15 protein-coding genes are annotated in these 18478 nt (G+C 70.4%); 11 read left to right on the top strand and 4 right to left on the bottom strand.

Features of this window, described 5'->3' with window-relative positions:
* Nucleotides 1–42: 42 nt before the first annotated feature.
* Nucleotides 43–810 carry a hypothetical protein gene (locus H6726_20930; protein ID MCB9660121.1) on the top strand — a complete coding sequence of 256 codons (768 nt, stop codon included), beginning with the start codon at nt 43–45 and terminating at the stop codon, nt 808–810.
* A 45-nt stretch (nt 811–855) separates the two neighbouring features.
* Here the strand turns inward: H6726_20930 and H6726_20925 are convergent, their stop codons facing one another.
* A complete protein-coding gene (locus H6726_20925) occupies nt 856–4098 on the bottom strand; it encodes a cyclic nucleotide-binding domain-containing protein (protein ID MCB9660120.1) in 3243 nt (1080 codons plus the stop codon).
* 1 nt (nt 4099) lies between these two features.
* On the bottom strand, nt 4100–5698 hold the full coding sequence (locus H6726_20920) for a c-type cytochrome (protein ID MCB9660119.1): 1599 nt from the start codon (nt 5696–5698) through the stop codon (nt 4100–4102).
* Between the two features lie 179 nt (nt 5699–5877).
* Between H6726_20920 and H6726_20915 the strand changes: the two genes are divergently transcribed.
* Complete coding sequence (locus tag H6726_20915) at nt 5878–6936, top strand: 3-deoxy-7-phosphoheptulonate synthase (GenBank protein ID MCB9660118.1); 1059 nt, start codon at nt 5878–5880, stop codon at nt 6934–6936.
* 83 nt (nt 6937–7019) lie between these two features.
* Here the strand turns inward: H6726_20915 and H6726_20910 are convergent, their stop codons facing one another.
* Nucleotides 7020–8033 (bottom strand): hypothetical protein, encoded by a 1014-nt coding sequence (locus H6726_20910; protein MCB9660117.1) that lies wholly within the window; start codon nt 8031–8033, stop codon nt 7020–7022.
* Nucleotides 8034–8228: 195 nt separating this feature from the next.
* Here H6726_20910 and H6726_20905 point away from each other — a divergent pair, with 195 nt between their 5' ends.
* From H6726_20905 to H6726_20890, 4 genes are read left to right on the top strand one after another with little or no spacing between them, the layout of a single operon-like run.
* The gene (locus H6726_20905; protein ID MCB9660116.1) at nt 8229–9392 is read left to right on the top strand and encodes a hypothetical protein; all 1164 of its coding nucleotides are present in this window, start codon (nt 8229–8231) and stop codon (nt 9390–9392) included.
* 47 nt (nt 9393–9439) lie between these two features.
* The gene (locus H6726_20900) at nt 9440–10444 is read left to right on the top strand and encodes an LLM class flavin-dependent oxidoreductase (GenBank protein ID MCB9660115.1); all 1005 of its coding nucleotides are present in this window, start codon (nt 9440–9442) and stop codon (nt 10442–10444) included.
* Nucleotides 10445–10447: 3 nt separating this feature from the next.
* Nucleotides 10448–11410 (top strand): alpha/beta hydrolase, encoded by a 963-nt coding sequence (locus tag H6726_20895; protein ID MCB9660114.1) that lies wholly within the window; start codon nt 10448–10450, stop codon nt 11408–11410.
* Nucleotides 11407–13137, top strand: coding sequence for an alkaline phosphatase family protein (locus H6726_20890; GenBank protein MCB9660113.1), 1731 nt, complete (start codon nt 11407–11409; stop codon nt 13135–13137). The genes H6726_20895 and H6726_20890 overlap by 4 nt, the downstream gene beginning before the upstream one ends.
* A 73-nt stretch (nt 13138–13210) precedes the next feature.
* On the opposite strand, the gene H6726_20885 is transcribed toward H6726_20890, so the two are convergent.
* Entirely contained in the window at nt 13211–14572 is a 1362-nt protein-coding gene (locus H6726_20885) for a sigma-54-dependent Fis family transcriptional regulator (GenBank protein MCB9660112.1), read from the bottom strand.
* Between the two features lie 28 nt (nt 14573–14600).
* On the opposite strand from H6726_20885, the gene H6726_20880 reads away from it, so the two are divergent.
* From H6726_20880 to trpS, 5 genes are all read left to right on the top strand, one after another.
* Complete coding sequence (locus H6726_20880) at nt 14601–15389, top strand: hypothetical protein (protein ID MCB9660111.1); 789 nt, start codon at nt 14601–14603, stop codon at nt 15387–15389.
* Between the two features lie 93 nt (nt 15390–15482).
* Entirely contained in the window at nt 15483–15950 is a 468-nt protein-coding gene (locus H6726_20875) for a hypothetical protein (protein MCB9660110.1), read from the top strand.
* A gap of 1 nt (nt 15951) precedes the next feature.
* Nucleotides 15952–16815, top strand: coding sequence for a methyltransferase domain-containing protein (locus H6726_20870; GenBank protein MCB9660109.1), 864 nt, complete (start codon nt 15952–15954; stop codon nt 16813–16815).
* Between the two features lie 69 nt (nt 16816–16884).
* The gene (locus H6726_20865; GenBank protein ID MCB9660108.1) at nt 16885–17394 is read left to right on the top strand and encodes a hypothetical protein; all 510 of its coding nucleotides are present in this window, start codon (nt 16885–16887) and stop codon (nt 17392–17394) included.
* Between the two features lie 71 nt (nt 17395–17465).
* Complete coding sequence (gene trpS / locus H6726_20860; GenBank protein ID MCB9660107.1) at nt 17466–18467, top strand: tryptophan--tRNA ligase; 1002 nt, start codon at nt 17466–17468, stop codon at nt 18465–18467.
* Nucleotides 18468–18478 lie beyond the last annotated feature (11 nt).

The following is an 18478-nucleotide window of genomic DNA, read 5'->3' as shown; positions in this document are numbered from 1 at the left end:
TGTCGCGGTCTCACCCCGGATGGCGGGCGAACACGGAGAGCCATGATGAAGTCGAGCGCAGCGAAGTGGGCGGTGGTGGTCGGTGTGTTGGCGTGCGTGATGGGCTCGCTCTCCGTCGCGGCGCCGCGAGCCAGGGCGGGCGCGTGCGCCACCTTGCGGCACTACAGCGTCGGGTTCGCAGCCGCCGCGGACAGCGCGCTGCCGGCCGACGGGGGTGTGCTGTTCGTGCCGACGCTGGCGAACGGCCGGGGTGAGGGCAACGTCTTTGCGCCCCACGGCGCGGCCCCCCTCGAGTCACTGCGCCGCGGGAGCCGGGCGCTGCGGAGCACGCGCGAGGAGCTCGCCCCGGGGTGGGTGCTGCTGCGCCCGGCCACCCCGCACCGCGGCCGCCTGACGGCTCACGCTGGCAGCGCGCAACGCGCCTTCTCGATGGCACGCGAAGACGGCCCGTCACTGGCGGCACCCGCGAGCCCGAGCCTGCGCTACTACCCCTCGCAGACGGTCCAGACGCGACGCGGGCGCAGCACGGCGAGCGCCTACAACTCGCTCAGCTTGGCGCAGCCTCCTCCAGCCGGCGCGTACGCGGTGATCGTGCGCCACGCGGCCGCCGCTGGTCAGGCGCCGCGCGGGGACGGCTTCGGTGTCGCCATCGAGTCCCCGGAACAGAGGACGTTCACGTTCAGCGGGGACGGTGGACGGTGCCAGCCACGCGCCCCAGGGGAAGTGGTCTCGGCGGGTTCGGACGTGACCGTGTTCTTCGTGAGCGCCAACGGCCAGCGCTCCCCTGACGCCAACGTGCGCGTCCGCTGAGTTGACCACGGCCAGACGCACATGGAGGGCGCGAGCGCGGGACGCTCAACTCTGCATGCGGCGCCCGGTCTCGCGCAGCCGCTTGACGAGCACGCGCACGATCTCGCGCGTCGCGGCAGGTCGGTTCGTCATCAGCTCGTCGAGGTCCGCACCACGCAGGCGAATGAGGCGCGTCGGCGAGAGACAGCGCGCGTCGGCGCTGCGGGGCTGGGAGTCCAAGAGCGCCAGCTCGCCGAAGAACTCCCGCTCGCCCATGCGCGCGAGCTCGACGTCGCCGTGCATCATCGCGACGCTACCCTCGAGCACCACATACAAGGCGTCGCCGGGGTCGCCCGTCTCGAACACGACGTGCCCCGCTTCGAACTGCACGGTGTCCACCATCTCGGCCAGGCGCCGCAGGTCCTCCCCCGCGAGCTCCTGGAAGAGCGGCACGCTGCGCAGGAAGCGCATCTTCTCGAACAAGGGCACCATGCTGTCGTCCACCGCGTCCGCGAAACGTGCGAGGAAGCGGTCTCCGTAGCAGAGGCGCGCGACGCCGGTGAGGAGATCATCCCCCAGCGCGACGATCGCGTAAAGCGGGTCGTCCACCGCGTCTTCGTTCAAAGCGCCGAGCGCGCGCGCCGCCGCAACGCGCTCGCGCAGCGAGAGGCGCTCGAACAGCGGCACCACCCAAGGGGTCAGCACGGGGTCCAGGTCCATCTCGAGCAGCTCGGCCACCTGCGCGTCGCGGTTGGCCGAAGGACGCCGGCGGGCGACGCTCACCGCCGACACCAGCCGGCGCTTCCCGCGGAGCAGGAGCAGCGCGAGCACGTCCTGGCGCGCACGCTCGATGCCCAGCTCCAGCTCGTGCACGAGCGGGGCGAAGACCTCCTCCACCTCCCAGTCGACCTTGCCATCGTCACGCGCGAGGCCTGCGAGGATGCTGAAGCGTGCGAATGCGGGCGTGGCGTCGCGCTCGACCAGGGGGAGCACCGACGCCGCCGCCAACGCGGGGTGACGACCATCACGCACGCTCTGGCCGAGGGCCTGCGTGGCGCTGCGCCGGATGTCCACGTCGGTATGGGACAGCAGCCGCAGCACGAGCGCCTCCGCGGGTGGCGCCACGCTGTCGCGCGCCATGCGGCTGGCGATGCGGCTGAGACTGGCGGCCAGCGTGTCGGGCCCCGACGCGCTCGCCGGGGTACCGTCGACCAGTGTCAGGTCCACCAGGGCGCGCGCGACGGGAGGCGCCGTACGCGGGTCCTTCAGCAACCGCACCACGTCCGGGAGCAGGCTGAGCGTGCCCGTGCGGATGACGGCGAACGCAGCCGTCATGCGCGCCTCGGGGTCGCCGCGCTCGAGGATGAAGCTGAGCGTCGTCTGGACCCCGCGCGCCTCGATGCTGTCGGCGTCCAGCGCGTCCAGGGCCTCGCGCAGCCGGGCGCTCGCGCGGAGCGTGTCCCCCGAAGCCAGCGTCTCGCCCGTCACCGACACGGTCGCGCTCGCGGTCGCCCCCGCCGCCGGGCCGCCCGTGAGGAGCGGCAGGAGCGCCTGCCCGAGCTCGTCACCTTCGAGCCTGCAGACCAGCACCCCCACCTGGGCGGCCGCGCTGACCTCCGGATCCTCGTCGTTCATCAGCCCCTCGAGGGCCGTGACGGTCTGCTCGTCCGGCTCGAGGTTGGCGCGCAGCGCGCGCACGCACGCGAGGCGCACGATGGCCTCTGGCTCTTGCGCCACGTGCGCGGCCACGGTGGCCGTCACGAAGCCCGTGGTGCGCGTCAGGCCACGCGCCACGGTCAGGCGCACGTCGCTGCTGCGGTGACGCAGCCCCACGCTCAGCACCTCCGCGCTCTTGCGCCCGTCGGTGCCCGAGAGGATCTCGGCCGCCAGCGCCGCGCGCTCGGGGTCGTCGCCCAGCAGCTCCTCGCGGAACGCGCTGTACGTGTCGGCGTCCAGCTCGGCGCTCTTCCGCGCACGCGGGCTGCCGATCTCCCAGCGCCGCTGGTCCACGGCTTGGTGCAGGGCTTGCGTATACGTGCGACGCGCATAGATGGCGATCAGCCACGCCATCGTCGCGGCCGTGAGCAGCGCCAGCGTCGCCACGATGCGCGGGTCAGCGGAGCTCGGCAGCGCCGCCAGCAAGAGCGCCGACACCGCGTAGCCGCCTGGCGCGATGACCCCCCGGATGGCGCTGCGCGCCTGACCGCGGCGCACGCCCGAGAGGGGAGTGTGCAGCTGCTCGGTGGAGTTGGACCAGATGGACTGCTTCAGCACGCGCGCGCAGCCGCGCAGCAGCACGGCCGTGGTGAGCCCAGGGAGAAGGATCGCGACCAGCGCGAGCCCGACGATGAGACACGGAAACAGCAGCAGCGAGCGCGTGGCGCCGAGCGATCCGAGCATGCGCCCCGCGGGGCCAGCCAGGAGCGCGAGGCTGATGAGGCTGGTCACCGCGAAGTACGTGCCGAAGAACGACGAGATGGCGTCCGCGTCCTGGTACGTGGTGCGCGCCAGGCTCATCAGGTGGAAGTCCATGAACTGCTCGATGATCAGGGACAGCACCGCCAGCGCGGTCAGCAGGCGCATGAGCGGCTGGGAGCCCACGAAGCGGAACCCGTCGCGGAAGCTCTCGAGCAGGGACACACGCGCGCGCTGACTGTCTCGCCCGTCCGCGATGTCGTGCTTTGTCATGGCACGGATCAGCGCGATGCACAGCGCGAGCAGCAGCGGGGCGATCAAGAGGAGCCCTTCGCTCCCCACCCACGCGCTGAGCGGACGCACCAACAGCCCGAACACCGTCCACGCCAAGCCCGCGCCGATGCCGGCGATGGGCATGAGCTTGCGCGCGCTGCGGGCGTCGGTGGCGGCGGACGCGACGGACCACACCTGAATCACCAGCACGCCGCTGGCCGCCTCGATCACCACGTAGAGCAGGAAGTGCACGACGGCCGCGTCGAGCCAGATGAGCGCGTACAGCGCCACCAGCGCCGCCGCGCTGCCCGCGACGGTTGCGCGTGCGAGCCGGACCGTGCCCATGCGGGGGGCCAACACGACCAAGAGCGAGCTGGCCAGCGCGAGCGTGACGGCGCTCGCCGCGAACGCCCACGGGATGGCGGTGCGCGGGAAGGCCGCCAGGAACAGCCCTGACTGCGCGGCCTTCATGAGCACGAGCGCGCCGCTCATGCTGAAGATCAAGGTGAGCATGCGCAGCGCCCGGGCCCCGCTGCCCTCGGGGATGGAGAGGGCGCTGGCCACGCCCCGCGCGACGCGGTCGACCCAGGGGCTCTGCCCGGCCGCCACCGTCGCGCTCATGTCAGTGTGCCCAGGTCGGAGGGGGCTGGGTGGACCAGCTGGGACGCGCCTGCGCGGGCTCGCGCTGGCCACAGCCGTGGTTCACCGTAATGGGTCCGTCCGGCACCAGGAAGCCGTCGTCGATGCCGGGCATGCCCGTGATCTCCGTCGGCCCTGGACACCCCTGCTCGATCCACGCGCGGAGCAGCGCGAGCTCGGCGTCGGGGATGCTGGGGAGGCCCATGGGCATGCCCAGGCTCTCGGTGCCGTGGTCGGGCGGCAGCTCGTAGTCCGCGAACGCCTCCACACGGTCGCGGCGCTCCTCGACGCGGCGGCGCAGCATGGCCTCGAGCAGCAGCGGCATCCCAGCCGGGTCGCGCGGCGTGAGCACCGACACCCGCGTGCCCTCGGTGTGACTCGCCCCGCGCTCGAACTGGCCGCTCACCAGCGTCTCGTACGTGCGCATGCGCAGCCCCACCCCGGGCCAGCCGTAGCCCCCCTGGTTGCCCGGGCCGTTGTCGCGCTCGTGGTCGTTCATGTGGCAGTGCACGCAGATACGCCCGAGCGTGCTCTCCTTCACCTCGGCCCAGGTGACGGGGCGCGTGACGGCGGGCGGCAGGACGAGCTCGGGCACGGGCGGCGTGGGGCCCAGGCGGGGGTCCACCGCGAAGAGGAAGTCACGCACGGCCTCGGCCTCGGCGGGGGTCAGGTTGGCCTGCGGCATGACGGTGTCCGGGTGGAAGCGCTGCGGGTCGAGGATCCAGGCCGCCGTGAGCTCGGGCCGCATACGCTCGCGTGCGAAGCGCAGGTTGGGCGCGAGCTTGGCGACCGCGCCCATGCGGATCAGGTCGGCGCGCGTCTTGCCCGTGTCCACGTTGCCCACGGTGTGGCACAGGGTGCAGCCGCGCCGCATGAAGACGCCGCGCCCCTCCTCGATGCGCTCGGCGCTGGCGCGCACCGGCGCCTGGGCGGGTGGTGCCGGGGTGTGCTCGCCGTAGGGGTCGTGCGTCTCCGCGACGGCCGCGAAGTAGCGCGCGATGGTGCGCGCGTCGGCCTCGCTGACCTGGCTGCGCACCATGGTCTCTTCCATCATGGGCCGCAGGTCGTGTGGGTTCTGGATGTACGTGGCGATCCAGTCCGGCCGCAGGCGCGCCCCGACGCGCGTCAGGTCTGGGACGCCCAGGTAGTGCACGATGTTGCGCTGGTAGCGCTCCATGACGTGCGCGCCATAGCGCCCCGCCAGCTTGGTGTAGGTGGGGTCGCTGGGCTCGAGCCCGTCCAGCCACTGGTGACAGCTGACGCAGTGGGTCGGCCGCGACGAGGGCTCGATGTCGTCGATGGTGTGGCAGCGGTTGCACTGCAGGCGCTCGATGGCGGCGCGGCCCTCTGTGATGGCCGTGGTGCGCGCCGCGGCGGGCCAGCTGGCGTGGTTCTGGGCGAGCGCCTGGTCGACGAACGCCGCGCGTGCGGCGGCCAGGTCACCTGGCCCGGGCGTCGCGGGCGGGTGCGGCTGGGGCTCGGGCTCTCCACCGGAGCAGGCGAGCACGGCGCACGCGAGCGCGCTGAGGGTGACCAAGAGGGTGACCTGGGCCACGCGCTGCCGGGGACCGAGTGCGAGCATCGCGCTGGAGCATACAAGACGCGGCCCCCGAACACAGCGCCGACGGTGCGGGCCGCATGTGTGTCCGTTCCACCCGCATCACGCCGCGACGTCGCCCCTCGGCGCGAGTCGAGGCCCGCTCGCCCGCCGTCCATGGCCAAAACGTGACGTTCGCGCCGGTGGGCCTTATATGTGCGCCTATGTTCAGCAGGACCGACGACGTGCGCATCGAAAACCTCCGGCCCCTCATCCCGCCGGCCATCCTCATGGAAGAGCTCGCCGTGAGCGAGGCGGGTCAAGAGCGCGTGGCGCAAGCGCGCAGGGCCGCCGCGGACATCCTCCATCATCGCGACGACCGGCTCATCGTGGTGGTGGGCCCGTGCTCCATCCACGACCCGGCCGCCGGGCTCGAGTACGCGTCGCGCCTGCAGCCGCTCGCCGAGCGCCTGTCGGACGACCTGCTGGTCATCATGCGCACCTACTTCGAGAAGCCGCGCACCACCGTGGGCTGGAAGGGTCTCATCAACGACCCGGACTTGGACGGCAGCTTCAACATCAACCGCGGCCTGCGCGTGGCGCGGGGCTTCTTGCGTGACGTGGTGGAGCTGGGCCTCCCCACCGGCACCGAGTTCCTGGACCCCATCTCGCCGCAGTACGTGGCCGACCTTGTCAGCTGGGGCGCCATCGGCGCGCGCACCACGGAGAGCCAGGTGCACCGCGAGCTCGCCTCGGGCCTCAGCATGCCGGTGGGCTTCAAGAACGGCACCCGCGGCACGGTGCAGATCGCGGTCGACGCGGTCGGCTCGGCCGTACACCCGCACCACTTCCTCTCGGTCACGAAGCAGGGCATCAGCGCCATCGTCGCCACCAAGGGCAACGAGGACTGTCACATCATCCTGCGCGGCGGGTCGCTCGGCCCCAACTACGACGCCGAGTCCGTGGCGGCCGCTCAGGCGCTGCTCGACAAGGCCAAGATCAAGACCCGCATCATGGTGGACGTGAGCCACGCCAACAGCGGCAAGAAGCACGAGAACCAGCCTGCCGTCACCGAGGACATCGCGCAGCAGCTCGCCGCTGGCAGCCAGAGCATCGGCGGCGTCATGCTGGAGAGCTTCTTGGTCCCCGGCCGTCAGGATCAGGTGGACGGCCAGCCACTCACCTACGGACAGAGCATCACGGACGCGTGCATGGGCTGGGAGGCGAGCGAAGCCGCGCTCGTGAGGCTGGCCGACGCGGTCAGGGCGCGCCGGACGGCGTAGAACAAAGACCCCGTGTGGCGACGTTCGGTTCGAAGGCCGCCAAGGAGTGCCGGACTGGGCTCACTCCTACATCACGAGTTGAGTTACGGACACGGGTCTACACCGATGGCGCAGGCGTCCGGAAGCGGTGGGTTGGTCCCGCTCCGAGTGGGCTCGCCCGAGGTGCGAGGAAAACTCGCGCGGGTGCCGCGGAAGGGGATGCCGAGGCTCAGCGCGTCACACTCCGTTGCGGGGTTCGGGGGAAGCGCCGCGTTCGCCATGACGTCGAGGATGCGCCGGAACTGCGTCTCCACCAGTGGTGCCGTCCCCTCGCAGATGCCAATCGACGTGCCCGCGTCGAGCAGGGCATCAAGCGGAAAGCGCCCCGAAAGCTCACCGCTCTCGATCGAGTCGAGACTCTCGCTCATCTGCACCAGCATCAACCCGTCGGTGACGGCGATGATGAGGCTACCGAAGCCTGCGTTGAGGGGAATCTCACCGCGATCCGGCAGCGAATACACAATCATGCCATCCGCGATGTAGGCAGAAGTGTCTCGCAACTTGGGAATGGGACTGGAGCCGCCAGAGAAGCTGTCCGGACGCAAGTAGTAGTTGTCCGTGGGGTCGCCGCTGGGTGGAGGGGCATCCATGGTATCGTCACTGGTCAGCACCAGGCGGTGTGTGGTGCTGTTCCACATCACGTCGCTGGCGGGCAGTGACGTAGCGTCCGCCGCGACCACCAACGACACCACGACGTTGCTGTCGTTGGGGCCACCGTTCCAGTTCTGGACCCACAGCATCAGTGTACCCTCACCGGCCAAGTGCGACTCTGCTAGCCGACTCTCGAGGCACTCCAACTGGAACTCGATGATCCCCAGGAATGGTCCCATGGCGTTGTCGATGCCCCCGGGGCCGTCCGCGGGAGCAGCCTGCATCATTGGCGGCGAGCATTGCCGCCCCTGATTGTCCGCCGTGGTGACGAAACCGTCCAAGTTCCTCCCCACGTTCCGCCAGTCCACCTCCCCGTTCAGCTGGACGTCGCCGAGGCGGAAAATCAGCTCACCCGTCTCGTTCGGATCATCCGCGATGTCTGGACGCGGTGGTCCACGATCGGGCATGTTCGAATCGGGCCCTGGCAGCAGGCCGGCATCGTACACGCTGCATCCGCTCCCTAGTGCTGACGCCATCAGGACGACGAGGAATCGCGCGCGAGTGTGTTCCATGTTGTGACCGATAAGAGTGTCGCTCAGTATATGCTCCGAACGCAAGAGTTGTTAGGCTCCGGCGTCCTTCGCCCCCCTCGGACCCACACCATGACAGACCTGCGCGCAATCCATCCCTTCCTCACCCCCGCGAACCCCTTCCTCAGGAGCCTCGGCTTGGTCGCAACGGTCGTCGTCGCAGCTGGCTGCGGAGGAGACGGCAACGCTGACCTCGGCGTCGACGCGAGCACAGACATGCCACAAGCTGGCACCGACCCCACCGGCACACCCTGCGTGGACGGGACGACCTGCGCAGGCGGGGTATGTCTCTTGGGCTTCGAGCGTCTTGGCGCAGAGGAGTTCGACGGTTCGCTGTTCCCGGACGGATACTGCTCCGCCGTCGAGTGCGCCACGGACGGAGACTGCGGCGCGGACGGCGGTTGCCTCGCGCGCCCCGGCGGTCAGACCAGCGTCTGCCTCACCACCTGCACGCAAGCGAGCGATTGCCGCGATGGATACACCTGCGCCTCTGCACCAGGAAACACCGACTCTCGCATGTTCTGCCAGTTCGAGGAGCTCGAGCGCTGCACCCACAACGCGGCCTGGGAGCAGGCCGACACGTGTATCCTGCGTTATCAAATCGCCGCCGGCGACGCGCAGTTCCAGATCACGGGCACCAACCTCATGCTGGGTGACGCGACCTTCGACGTCGGTCCCGGCGAGGTCGTGATCCGCACGACCGCGGCCGACGGCAACCCGACGACGGGTGTCGCGGGCGTGCTTTGTCATGACATCCGGCAAAACTTCCGCAACGAACAGGGTGTCATCACGTACACGCGCGGGTCGGCGGTATCCACCACTAGCGCGACGCTTGCGTCGGGCACACTCGATACCAGCACGAATGTGCTCACGTGGGACGCGTGCACCTACTCGGACACCTACGGCGTCGATGTCAACAGCTGGACCCCCGCGGACACGGCGTCCGGCCCAGGCTGCCTCGCTCAGTACCGCAGCCAAGGAGACGTGAACTGCGCGGCGGGTTCGTTCATCTGTGGCGTTGGCAACCTTCAGGAGGGCCACAACATCCAGGACGGCATGTGGACCCAACCTCTCAACGGGTACGAGTTTGGTGCGGACCTGGCCACGTTGACTATGGGTGGCCTGAACCAGCCCGCCGAGGCATCGGTGGACGACAAGGTCGAGATTCCGAACGAGGCGCCGAGCAGGACTTACCTGGGCTTTACGGCTACGCTGGTCGACACCACCTGTTACTGACTCACCAGCCGGTTAGCTACGGCTAGCTGGCATCGACCGGACGGAACATGACCGAACGTACTGGCGTCCTCGCCTTCTGGAAGAACTACGACCGCAAGCTGTACCTCAAGGCCGCGATCCTGGCCGACGAGCTGGGCTACGACTCCTTCTGGATCCCGGAGGCCTGGGGCTACGAGATCTTCTCGCTGCTCACCGAGATGGCGATCCACACCAAGCGCATCAAGCTGGGCACGGGCATCGTCAACGTGTTCAGCCGCTCGCCTGGCCTCATCGCCATGAACGCGGCCACGGTGGACGAGATCAGCGAGGGACGCTTGATCCTCGGCATCGGCACCAGCGGCAAGCGGGTCATCGAGGGCTTCCACGGGCGGGCCTTCCAGAAGCCGCTCTCCCAGTGGCGCGACGTGGTGAAGGTCACGCGCACACTGCTCAGCGGCCGCAAGCTCACGGAGGCGGACGCCAAGCTTGTGGAGTACCGCCCCTTCGCGCTCGAGATGCAGCCCGTACGCGCGGACGTGCCCATCTACGTCGCGGCGCTCAAGGAGAAGAGCATCGAGACCATCGGCGAGGTGGCCGACGGATGGATGCCCACCTTCTGGCCGTACGAGGACCTGAAGCGTGGACAGGAGTGGATCGCGCGCGGCGCGGCCAAGGTCGGGCGCGATCCCTCGGACATCGTCACGGCGCCCTTCACCACGGTGCTCCCCATGCCCGGCGACTTCGGCAAGCAGAAGGCCAAGGAGATCGTCGCGTTCTACATCGGCGGCATGGGCGACTACTACAAGGAGCTGCTGACCGACCTGGGCTATGGCGAGGACGCCGAGCGCGTGGACATCGCCTACAAGGTGAAGGAGACGCGCAAGGAGGCGTGGAAGACCGTCCCGGACGACCTCATGAACGCGCTCATGATCGCCGGCGACCCCGCCTACTGCATCGAGGAGCTGCGCCGCCGCCGCGAGTTCGGCATTGGGCTGCCCATCCTGAACCTGCCGAACGACGTCCCGTGGGCGGTGCTGGAGCAGTTCCTGCGCGCCATGGCGCCGGGGCAGTAGCCCATGGCGGCCACCCGGCTCCGCAAGCGCGCCGAAGGGCTGGCCATGCACGGTCTGCTCAGCGGGCTGTCGCTCGCGGGTCGGGTGCTGAAAGAGGCCGACCTCGAGGCACAGGGCATCGAGCTGCTGCGTGACGTGCCGTACGTGCCCGGCGCCGACGCCGCGCGCACGCTGGACGTGTACCGGCCCCAGGGGCGCGGCCCGTTCCCGACGGTGCTCTACATCCACGGTGGGGGCTTCCGCATCCTCTCGAAGGACACTCACTGGATGATGGGCGCCATGCTCGCGCGCGCCGGGTACCTGGTGTTCAACGTGAACTACCGCCTGGCGCCGCAGCACCGCTTCCCCGCGGCGCTGGAGGACGTGTGCGACGCCTACACGTTCATCGCCGCGCGGGGCGCCTCGTTCGGCGCCGACCTCGGCCGCCTGGCCATCGCGGGCGAGTCCGCGGGTGCGAACCTGGCCACGGCGCTCACCCTCGCGCTGGTGCAGGAGCGCGACGAGCCCTTTGCGCGCAAGGCGTTCGCGACGGGCCTGGTACCGCGCGCCGTCGTGCCCTACTGCGGCGTCTTCCAGGTCACGGACCCCGGTCGGTTTCGACGCCGCAAGCCGCAGATCTCGCGCCTGGTGCAGGACCGCATCCACATCATCTCGGAGGGCTACGCGCCCAAGGGTCACGATCTCGGCGCACCCGGAGGGCTGCTGGACCCTGTGGTCGAGCTGGAGCGCGGGCCCAGCCTCGCGCGACCGCTGCCCCCCTTCCTCATTCCCGTGGGCACCAAGGATCCGCTCATCGACGACAGCCGGCGACTCGAGCGCGCGCTCGTCGCGCTGGGCGGTGACGCGCGCCTGCGCTACTACCCAGACGAGATCCACGCGTTCCACGCGTTCGTGTGGCGCGCACAGGCCCGAGCATGCTGGGACGATACGTACGCCTTCTTGGAAGAGACCCTGAGCGCCGCGTGAACGGCACCTCCCGCGTGGCCCGCCTCGCGCGCGCGGCATGTCTGTGCGGCACGCTGGCTGGTGTCGTGAGCGGATGCGGTGGTTCGGGGGACGAGCAGAATCCCGCCGAAGCGACGCCAGCACTCGAGCCCACGGAGGCCCCCGCGACCAACGGATGGGCCAGCGAGCGCTCTCCGCAGCTGGTGCTCTCGGTCGTGGTCGAGGCGCTCGACAGCGAGACGCTGACGCGGCTCTTGCCCGCCTTGCCCGAGCACGGCTTCATCCGACGCGCCATCCGCGAGGGGGCGCACTACCCGCACGCCGAGCTGCCCTTCGCCGCCACCTACAGCGCCGCCGCACACGCCACGCTCTACACGGGCGCGACGCCGCGGTTGACGGGCATCGTCGCGGACGCGCTGCGCGACCCAGAGCCCCCCGGCCCACCGCGCGTGCGCACCGTCGCGGACGCGCTGCGGGAAGCCACCGCCAGCACGGGCAAGGTGGTGTCGCTCGCGCTCGATCCGGGGCGCGCGTGGAGCGGGGTGGGACATCGCGCGCGCGGAGGTTGGGCCCACCACGTCGAGCGCGGGCGCTACGTGCCGCTCGGGCCGGCGTGGGACAACCCAGAGGAGTCTCGCCGAGTCCGCGGCGCACGGGACACCCACCTGGACACGGCGCGCTACCTCGATCGCTGGCTGCCGCGCGACGAGTCCTTCCTGGCCCAGTTCGCGGGGACGGACCACGTCGAGGGAGAACTCGATTGGCAGGGGCTCGGCACGGCTTTCCCACGTGACCCGCGCCGCTCGCCGCTCCCTTCGCTCGCCCTGCACGCCACGCCACGCAGCACCGAGTCGCTGCTCGCCCTCGCGGCGCGCCGCATCCAGGAGGACGGGCTCGGCCAGGACGACATCCCGGACCTCCTGAGCGTGACCATCGGCGCCACCGGGGTCGCGGCGCGTGCCTACGGCGTGCACTCGTGGGAGTACCTCGACAACCTCGTCGCGGCCGACCTGCTGCTGGCCGAGCTCGTGACCATGCTGACGGAGCGCGGTCCCGTGGCGGTCCTGCTCACCAGCGACTGCGGCGTAGTGGACCTGCCGGAGCGGCACCGGGAGCACCACCGCGTAGACCCCGAGGAGCTGCGTAACGCGCTCGACGACGGGCTGGACGTGCTGCTCGAGCGCCGCATCGCATGGGTGGACACCATCATCCCACCGTATGTGTATCTCACGCGCGGCGCCCCGTTCCGCGTGGACGAGGCCGTCACGGCGGCCATTCGCTTCCTCGAGGGTCGCCCCGAAGTGCTGCGCGCCTACGCCGTGGACGCGGTCCCGAGCGCACGCGACGGTGGAGACGAAACGGACGCGCTGTTGCGCGAGAGCGTGACGCAAGGCCTGGGCGGTGAGATCTACGTCGTGCCCCGCGAAGGCTATGTGTTCGACACGCAGCCCGCGCGCGGCGGCGGCACGGGGTCGGGGGGCATCACGGCGCGTGAACGCGAGGTGCCCATCCTGCTGGTGGGCGCCGGCATCGTCTCGGGTGAGACCGAGGCGCGCGTGGACATCCGCCGCTACGCCCCGACGCTCAGCGCGCTGCTGGGTGTCCCGCGGCCCCCCGCGTCGCGCCTGCCCCCGCTGCGTGCGGCGCGACCCAGCCCCCTCAGCGCCCTCCCCGGTCGGGTCGAGGCCGCCGAGGACGCCGCCGAGGAGGCCGCGCGCGACCAGTCGAGCGATGCCCGCGTTCCGTAGCTTGCGAGACGCGCTTCAGCGTCGATGTAGTTGCAAGACGCGCTTCAGCGTCGATGTAGATGCAAGACGCGCTTCAGCGCTTGATGTCGAGCGCCTTCATCTTCTTGTAGAGGTGACTGCGCTCCAGGCCGAGCCCCGCCGCGGTGTTGGTGATGTGCCCGTCGTGGTGCTCGAGCGCGCGCAGCACCAGGTCGCGCTCCACGTCCTCGATCATCTCGCGCAGCGTCCTGTCCGGGTGGAAGTAGCTGCCCGCCGCCGGGCCCCCATCGCCGATGGGCAGGAGCGCGCGCGCGTCCGACTCGCGGATGTCGTCGCTGGGCGTGAGGATCACCAGCCGCTCCACCAGGTTGCGCAGCTCGCGCACGTTGCCAGGGTAGTCGTACTGCTCGAGCAGGCCCAGCGCGCCAGCTGAGATGGACTTGCCGGAGCGGTCGTTCGCCGTCGCGCTCTGGTGCAGGAAGTGCGTGACCAGCGCGGGGATGTCGGCGCGGCGCTCGCGCAGCGGCGGGACGCGCAGGGGCACGACGTTCAAGCGATCGAACAGGTCTGCGCGGAAACGCCCCTCTTCGATCTCGCTCTGCAGCGACTTGTTCGTGGCCGCCACGACGCGCACGTCGATCTGCAGCAGCTCGCTGCCCCCGACCCGCTCGAGCTCGCCCTCCTGCAAGACACGCAGCAGCTTGGCCTGCATGGGCGCGGGCATGTCCCCCACCTCGTCCAGGAAGAGCGTGCCGCGGTGGGCGCGCTCGAACTTGCCGCGGCGCTGCTTGGTGGCGCCGGTGAACGCCCCCGCCTCGTGCCCGAACAGCTCGCTCTCGATCAGCTCCTTGGGCACGGCGGCGCAGTTGAGCTTCTCGAGCGTCATGCCTGCCCGCTTGCTGCCCGCGTGAATGGCGCGCGCCACCAGCTCCTTACCCGTGCCCCGCTCCCCCGTCACCAGCACGGGCGCGTTGGCGCTGGCCGCGAGGGTGATGCGTTCCCGCAGGGCTTGCATGGCGGGGCTGTCGCCGAGCAGCCCGGCGCCGGCGTCCACCTTGGCCAGCAGCGCCTTGTTCTCGTTGGCGAGCCGCTGGTAGTCGAGGCAACGCGCGAGCGAGAGCAGCAGTCGGTCGGTGCTGATGGGCTTCTCGAGGTAGTCGTGGGCCCCCGCGCGCGTCGCCGCCACCGCCGTGTCGATGTTGCCGTGCCCGCTCATCACGATGACCGGCACCGAGTTCCCGTCGGCGCGCAGCTTGTCGAGCATGGCGATGCCGTCCATGCCCGGCATGTTCACGTCCACCAACAGCACGTCGTAGGCCTTGGTCGCCACCTTCTCGATGGCGATGGTGGCGTTCCCCGCGACGTCGACGTCGAAGTCCTCGATGCGGAGCGCGCGCGAGAGGGTGGACAGGATGTTCTTCTCGTCGTCGACGACGAGCACGCTCGCGTTGGCCATGGCGCACTCTACCAGTGTAGAGTGGGGCATGTCCCTCCCGCGCCTGCAGCTCTTCGAGTTCAATGACCGCGCGGCGACGCCAGAGTCGCTGCGTGACACGGTCATCGAGACGCTGAGCGGCGTGCTGGACGAGGGCGGTGTGGTGCGGGCCACCATCCCCGTGATCGAGAGCTTTCTGGACACGTGCGGGCACGACAGGCTGCTCGACCTGTGCGCGGGCGCGGGCGGCCCGGCCGAGATCCTGTGCCGCGAGATGCTGGCCGATGGAAAGACCCCGCCGCACATCCTCGAGACCGACCTCTTCCCGCGAGTCGAGGCCTGGCAGGCCGCGCGTGCATCGAACCCGGACTACATCGACTTCGTGGCCTCGCCCGTGGACGCCACGCGCATCCCGCGAGACCTCTCCGAGGGGCGCGCCCGCATCATCTTCAACGCGTTTCATCACTTCCCGCCCGAGCTGGGCACCCGCATCCTGCGCGCCGCCGTCGAAGACCGCGCGCCCATCATGATCCTCGAAGGTTTCGAGCGTGACCCGCGTGGCATCCTGCCGTTCGCGCGCGCGGGGATGCGGGTGATGCTCCGTTTGCCGCTGCGCTCGCCCAAGCAGCGCGCGCAGAAGGTCTTCTGGACCTGGCTCACGCCCGTAGGGCTCGCCGTCGGCGCGTGGGATGGTCTCGTCAGCACGTTGCGCGTGTACAACGAGCGCGAGCTGTTCGCGATGGTGGCGCCCTTTGGCGCGGGCTACGTGTGGGACTACGGCACCTACGACTTCCCGGAGGGGGGGCGTGGGATGTACTTCCAGGGCGTACCGCGGTGAACCCCGCGCGCGCGACGTGCTCGTCGGCTTGGGGGGTTCCCCACCGCGCCCCGGCCGCTCGCGCGCCCGCAACGCGGCTGCTATGAGGTTCGTGTGACCCAGGCGTCGCGCAAGCCCAAGCCCAAGGACGCGCCCCCGGCGCCGCCAGGTGTCGCGGGCAACGCAGCCAACGAACGCAGCGACGACGTCGTGCTGGTCCACGGCGCAACCGACGACGGCGGCTACCGCGTGCTGCGCAAGCGCGGCGAGCAGCTGCTGCTGGGCGAGATGCGCGCCGTGGAGGAGGGCAAGCCGCTCACCCCGGGTGGTGAAGTGGTGGCGTTGCGCCCGCGTGAGGGGAGCCCCCTGTTCGATGCGGAGACGCTCTTCCGCGTACCGGGGGACGCGTCTGGCGAGGAGACCACCCAGACACGCAAAGCACTCCCACGGGGCGAAGGCGCCGACGTACCCACGACGGTGGGTGGGGGCCCCGCGCAGGTGTCCACCCCCGCCTATCGCGAAGGCTGGGGCGCCATCTTCGGTGGGCGCGCGCGCCGCGGCGGTCCTCACACGCTCAACTGAGATGCTGACCCCCGGAGCCACGGCCTATCGCGGCGTCAGCATGCGCTACGCCCTCGACGCCCACCGCCTGGGCCCGGCTCTGGCCGCGAAGGCGGTGTGGCTCGACGCCGATCCATCGACGCGCGCGTGGATCGATCACGCCCTCGCGAACCCCCACAGCGGGTGGGCGGTGGCCGCGCGTGGTGCCCTCGCGAAGGTGATGAGCGACTACGACGCCAACGGCATCCTGGGCACACACGACATGCGCGTGCTCGGGCAGGCGCAGTGGCGCACGCTGCTGGGCGAACGGCTGCGCGGGCGCGTGCTGGACGTGGGCGCGGGCGACGGTCACGTCACGGCCGAGCTCGTGGCCCCCGGACCCGCGGGCACGACCGTGACCGACGTAGTGACGACCGAGCTGTCACCCAAGATGGCCGCGCGCCTGCGTGAGCGCGGCTACCGGTGCCACGAGCTGGACCTGGCGAGCGCGCCGCTGCCCGAGCCGGGGCGCTTCGACGTCATCGCGATGCTGAACGTGCTGGACCGCAGCGCGCGGCCGCTCTCACTGCTGGAACGGCTGCGCGATCTCCTCCTCCCCGGGGGCCGGCTGCTGCTGGCCGTCCCGCTGCCGTTGTCACCACACGTCCACGTGGGGCCGGTCACCCTCGAGCCCGACGAGCGCCTGCCGCTCGACGACCGCTCCTTCGAGCACGCAGCGCGCACGCTGACCGAGCTGGCCTTCGAGCCTCTTGGCCTCGAGGTGTGCTCGCTCTCCCGCGTCCCCTACTTGTGCCGGGGCTCCGCCAAGCGCCCCGTGGTGGTCCTCGACGACTCCGTGTTCGTGCTGTGCCGCCGCGGGGAGTCCACGCTCCACAGCCCCGGCTGACCCCACGCCCTTCGTTGGCGGCCCTGTCGAATTGTTGCCCCCGACCGGCCGCTTCCCTAGCGTCCAGGCATGCGCCGCCTCCTCCGCCCCCTCCCCTTGCTCGCGTTCGTGCTGGCCTCAGGCTGCATTTTCCAGAACGTGGGGTCCGAAGAGAAGCTGCGCGACGCGGTCATGGGCTACAACGACGAGACCCGCTGGAACCGCATGGATCTGGCGCAGCAACGGGTGGTGCCCACGCGGCGTGGCGAATTCCGGCTGCGGCACCATCGCTGGGGCCGCGAGTTCCAGATCGCGGACATGGACATCCTGGACGTCCAGGTGAGCGGCGAGGACCAGGAGAACGCCATCTCGATCGTGCAGATCCGTTGGTATGACCAACGCACCATGCTCATCGCCGACACGATCGTGGCGCAGGAGTGGGAGCGCGTGACCGGCGGCTACATCCTCGTCGACGAGCAGGTGCGCGACGGCAACCCCACGCTGCTCGAGATCCCGGAGAACCTCCGCCCGGGCCCGGACGCCGAAGACGAGGCCGAGGGCGAGTCGGCGGCCGACACCGAGATCGAAGCTGACGCCTGACCGACCGCAGTGCTGCGTCAAGGGGCTCGCGCGCCGCCTCTGCCGCGCGTGAGACCTCGTCGCTTGTGCGCATGCACTCGGGCCCTATACTCGGGCGCGTGAAGACCTCGCTCACGGGCATCAAGCCGACCAACACGCCGCACCTCGGCAATTACCTGGGCGCCATCCGCCCGGCGCTCGAGCTCGCGCGAGACTATCGGTCGCTGTACTTCATCGCGGACTACCACGCGGTCACCACCGTGACCGACCCGCGGGCCCTTCAGACGTACATCTACGACGTGGCCGCCACGTGGCTCGCGGCTGGGCTGGACCCGAACGAGACCATCTTGTTTCGACAGTCGGCGGTGCCCGAGGTGTTCGAGCTGGCCTGGGTGCTCAGCTGCTTGCTCGGCACGGGGCAGCTGGAGCGCGGGCACGCCTACAAAGACGCGCTGGAGAAGACGGGTGAGAAGCCCAACGCGGGCGTGTTCTACTATCCGGTGCTGATGGCGGCCGACATCCTGCTCTACGACACGGACGTCGTCCCAGTGGGCAAGGATCAGAAGCAACACCTCGAGCTGTGCCGCGATGTCGCGCTGCGCGTGAACCACGTCTATGGTGAGGGCACGCTGGTGGTGCCGGAGCCCGTCATCGCGGAGGGCCCGCTGGTGCCTGGCACGGACGGCGAGAAGATGAGCAAGAGCCGCGGCAACACGCTGCCGCTCTTCGCGTCCGAGAAGGCGCTGCGCAAGATGGTCATGAAGATCAAGACCAGCTCCGAGTCGCTCGAAGAGCCCAAGCCCTCCGCAGGAACCACCGTGTACGAGCTGCTGCTGCAGGTGTCGCCTGCGGCGGCGCCCGACTTGGCCAAGAAGCTCGCCGCGGGCGGCTTCGGCTGGGGCGACGCCAAGCAGGTGCTGTTCGAGGCCATCGAGGCCGAGCTCGGGGGCAAGCGCGACCACTACGAGGCGCTGCGCGCCGACGAGTCGGGGCTCGACGCGGTGCTCGCGGCCGGCGCCGAGCGCGCCCAGCAGCGCGCGCGCGAGACCATGCGACGGGTCCGCTCGGCCATCGGCATCGCACCGCCGACCTGACCTACCACCAC

Source organism: Sandaracinaceae bacterium, assembly GCA_020633055.1.
Taxonomy (GTDB): Bacteria; Myxococcota_A; Polyangia; order Polyangiales; family Houyiibacteriaceae; genus JADJJE01.
The sequence above is the reverse complement of the archived record's forward strand: the minus strand, read 5'-3'. Positions and strand labels throughout refer to the sequence as shown.

Coding starts and splice junctions, on each gene's coding strand:
- H6726_20930 (MCB9660121.1), top strand. CDS start 43: ATGATGAAGTCGAGCGCAGCGAAGTGGGCGGTGGTGGTCGGTGTGTTG.
- H6726_20925 (MCB9660120.1), bottom strand. CDS start 4,098: ATGAGCGCGACGGTGGCGGCCGGGCAGAGCCCCTGGGTCGACCGCGTC.
- H6726_20920 (MCB9660119.1), bottom strand. CDS start 5,698: ATGCTCGCACTCGGTCCCCGGCAGCGCGTGGCCCAGGTCACCCTCTTG.
- H6726_20915 (MCB9660118.1), top strand. CDS start 5,878: ATGTTCAGCAGGACCGACGACGTGCGCATCGAAAACCTCCGGCCCCTC.
- H6726_20910 (MCB9660117.1), bottom strand. CDS start 8,033: ATGCCCGATCGTGGACCACCGCGTCCAGACATCGCGGATGATCCGAAC.
- H6726_20905 (MCB9660116.1), top strand. CDS start 8,229: ATGACAGACCTGCGCGCAATCCATCCCTTCCTCACCCCCGCGAACCCC.
- H6726_20900 (MCB9660115.1), top strand. CDS start 9,440: ATGACCGAACGTACTGGCGTCCTCGCCTTCTGGAAGAACTACGACCGC.
- H6726_20895 (MCB9660114.1), top strand. CDS start 10,448: ATGGCGGCCACCCGGCTCCGCAAGCGCGCCGAAGGGCTGGCCATGCAC.
- H6726_20885 (MCB9660112.1), bottom strand. CDS start 14,572: ATGGCCAACGCGAGCGTGCTCGTCGTCGACGACGAGAAGAACATCCTG.
- H6726_20880 (MCB9660111.1), top strand. CDS start 14,601: ATGTCCCTCCCGCGCCTGCAGCTCTTCGAGTTCAATGACCGCGCGGCG.
- H6726_20870 (MCB9660109.1), top strand. CDS start 15,952: ATGCTGACCCCCGGAGCCACGGCCTATCGCGGCGTCAGCATGCGCTAC.
- H6726_20865 (MCB9660108.1), top strand. CDS start 16,885: ATGCGCCGCCTCCTCCGCCCCCTCCCCTTGCTCGCGTTCGTGCTGGCC.
- trpS (MCB9660107.1), top strand. CDS start 17,466: ATGCACTCGGGCCCTATACTCGGGCGCGTGAAGACCTCGCTCACGGGC.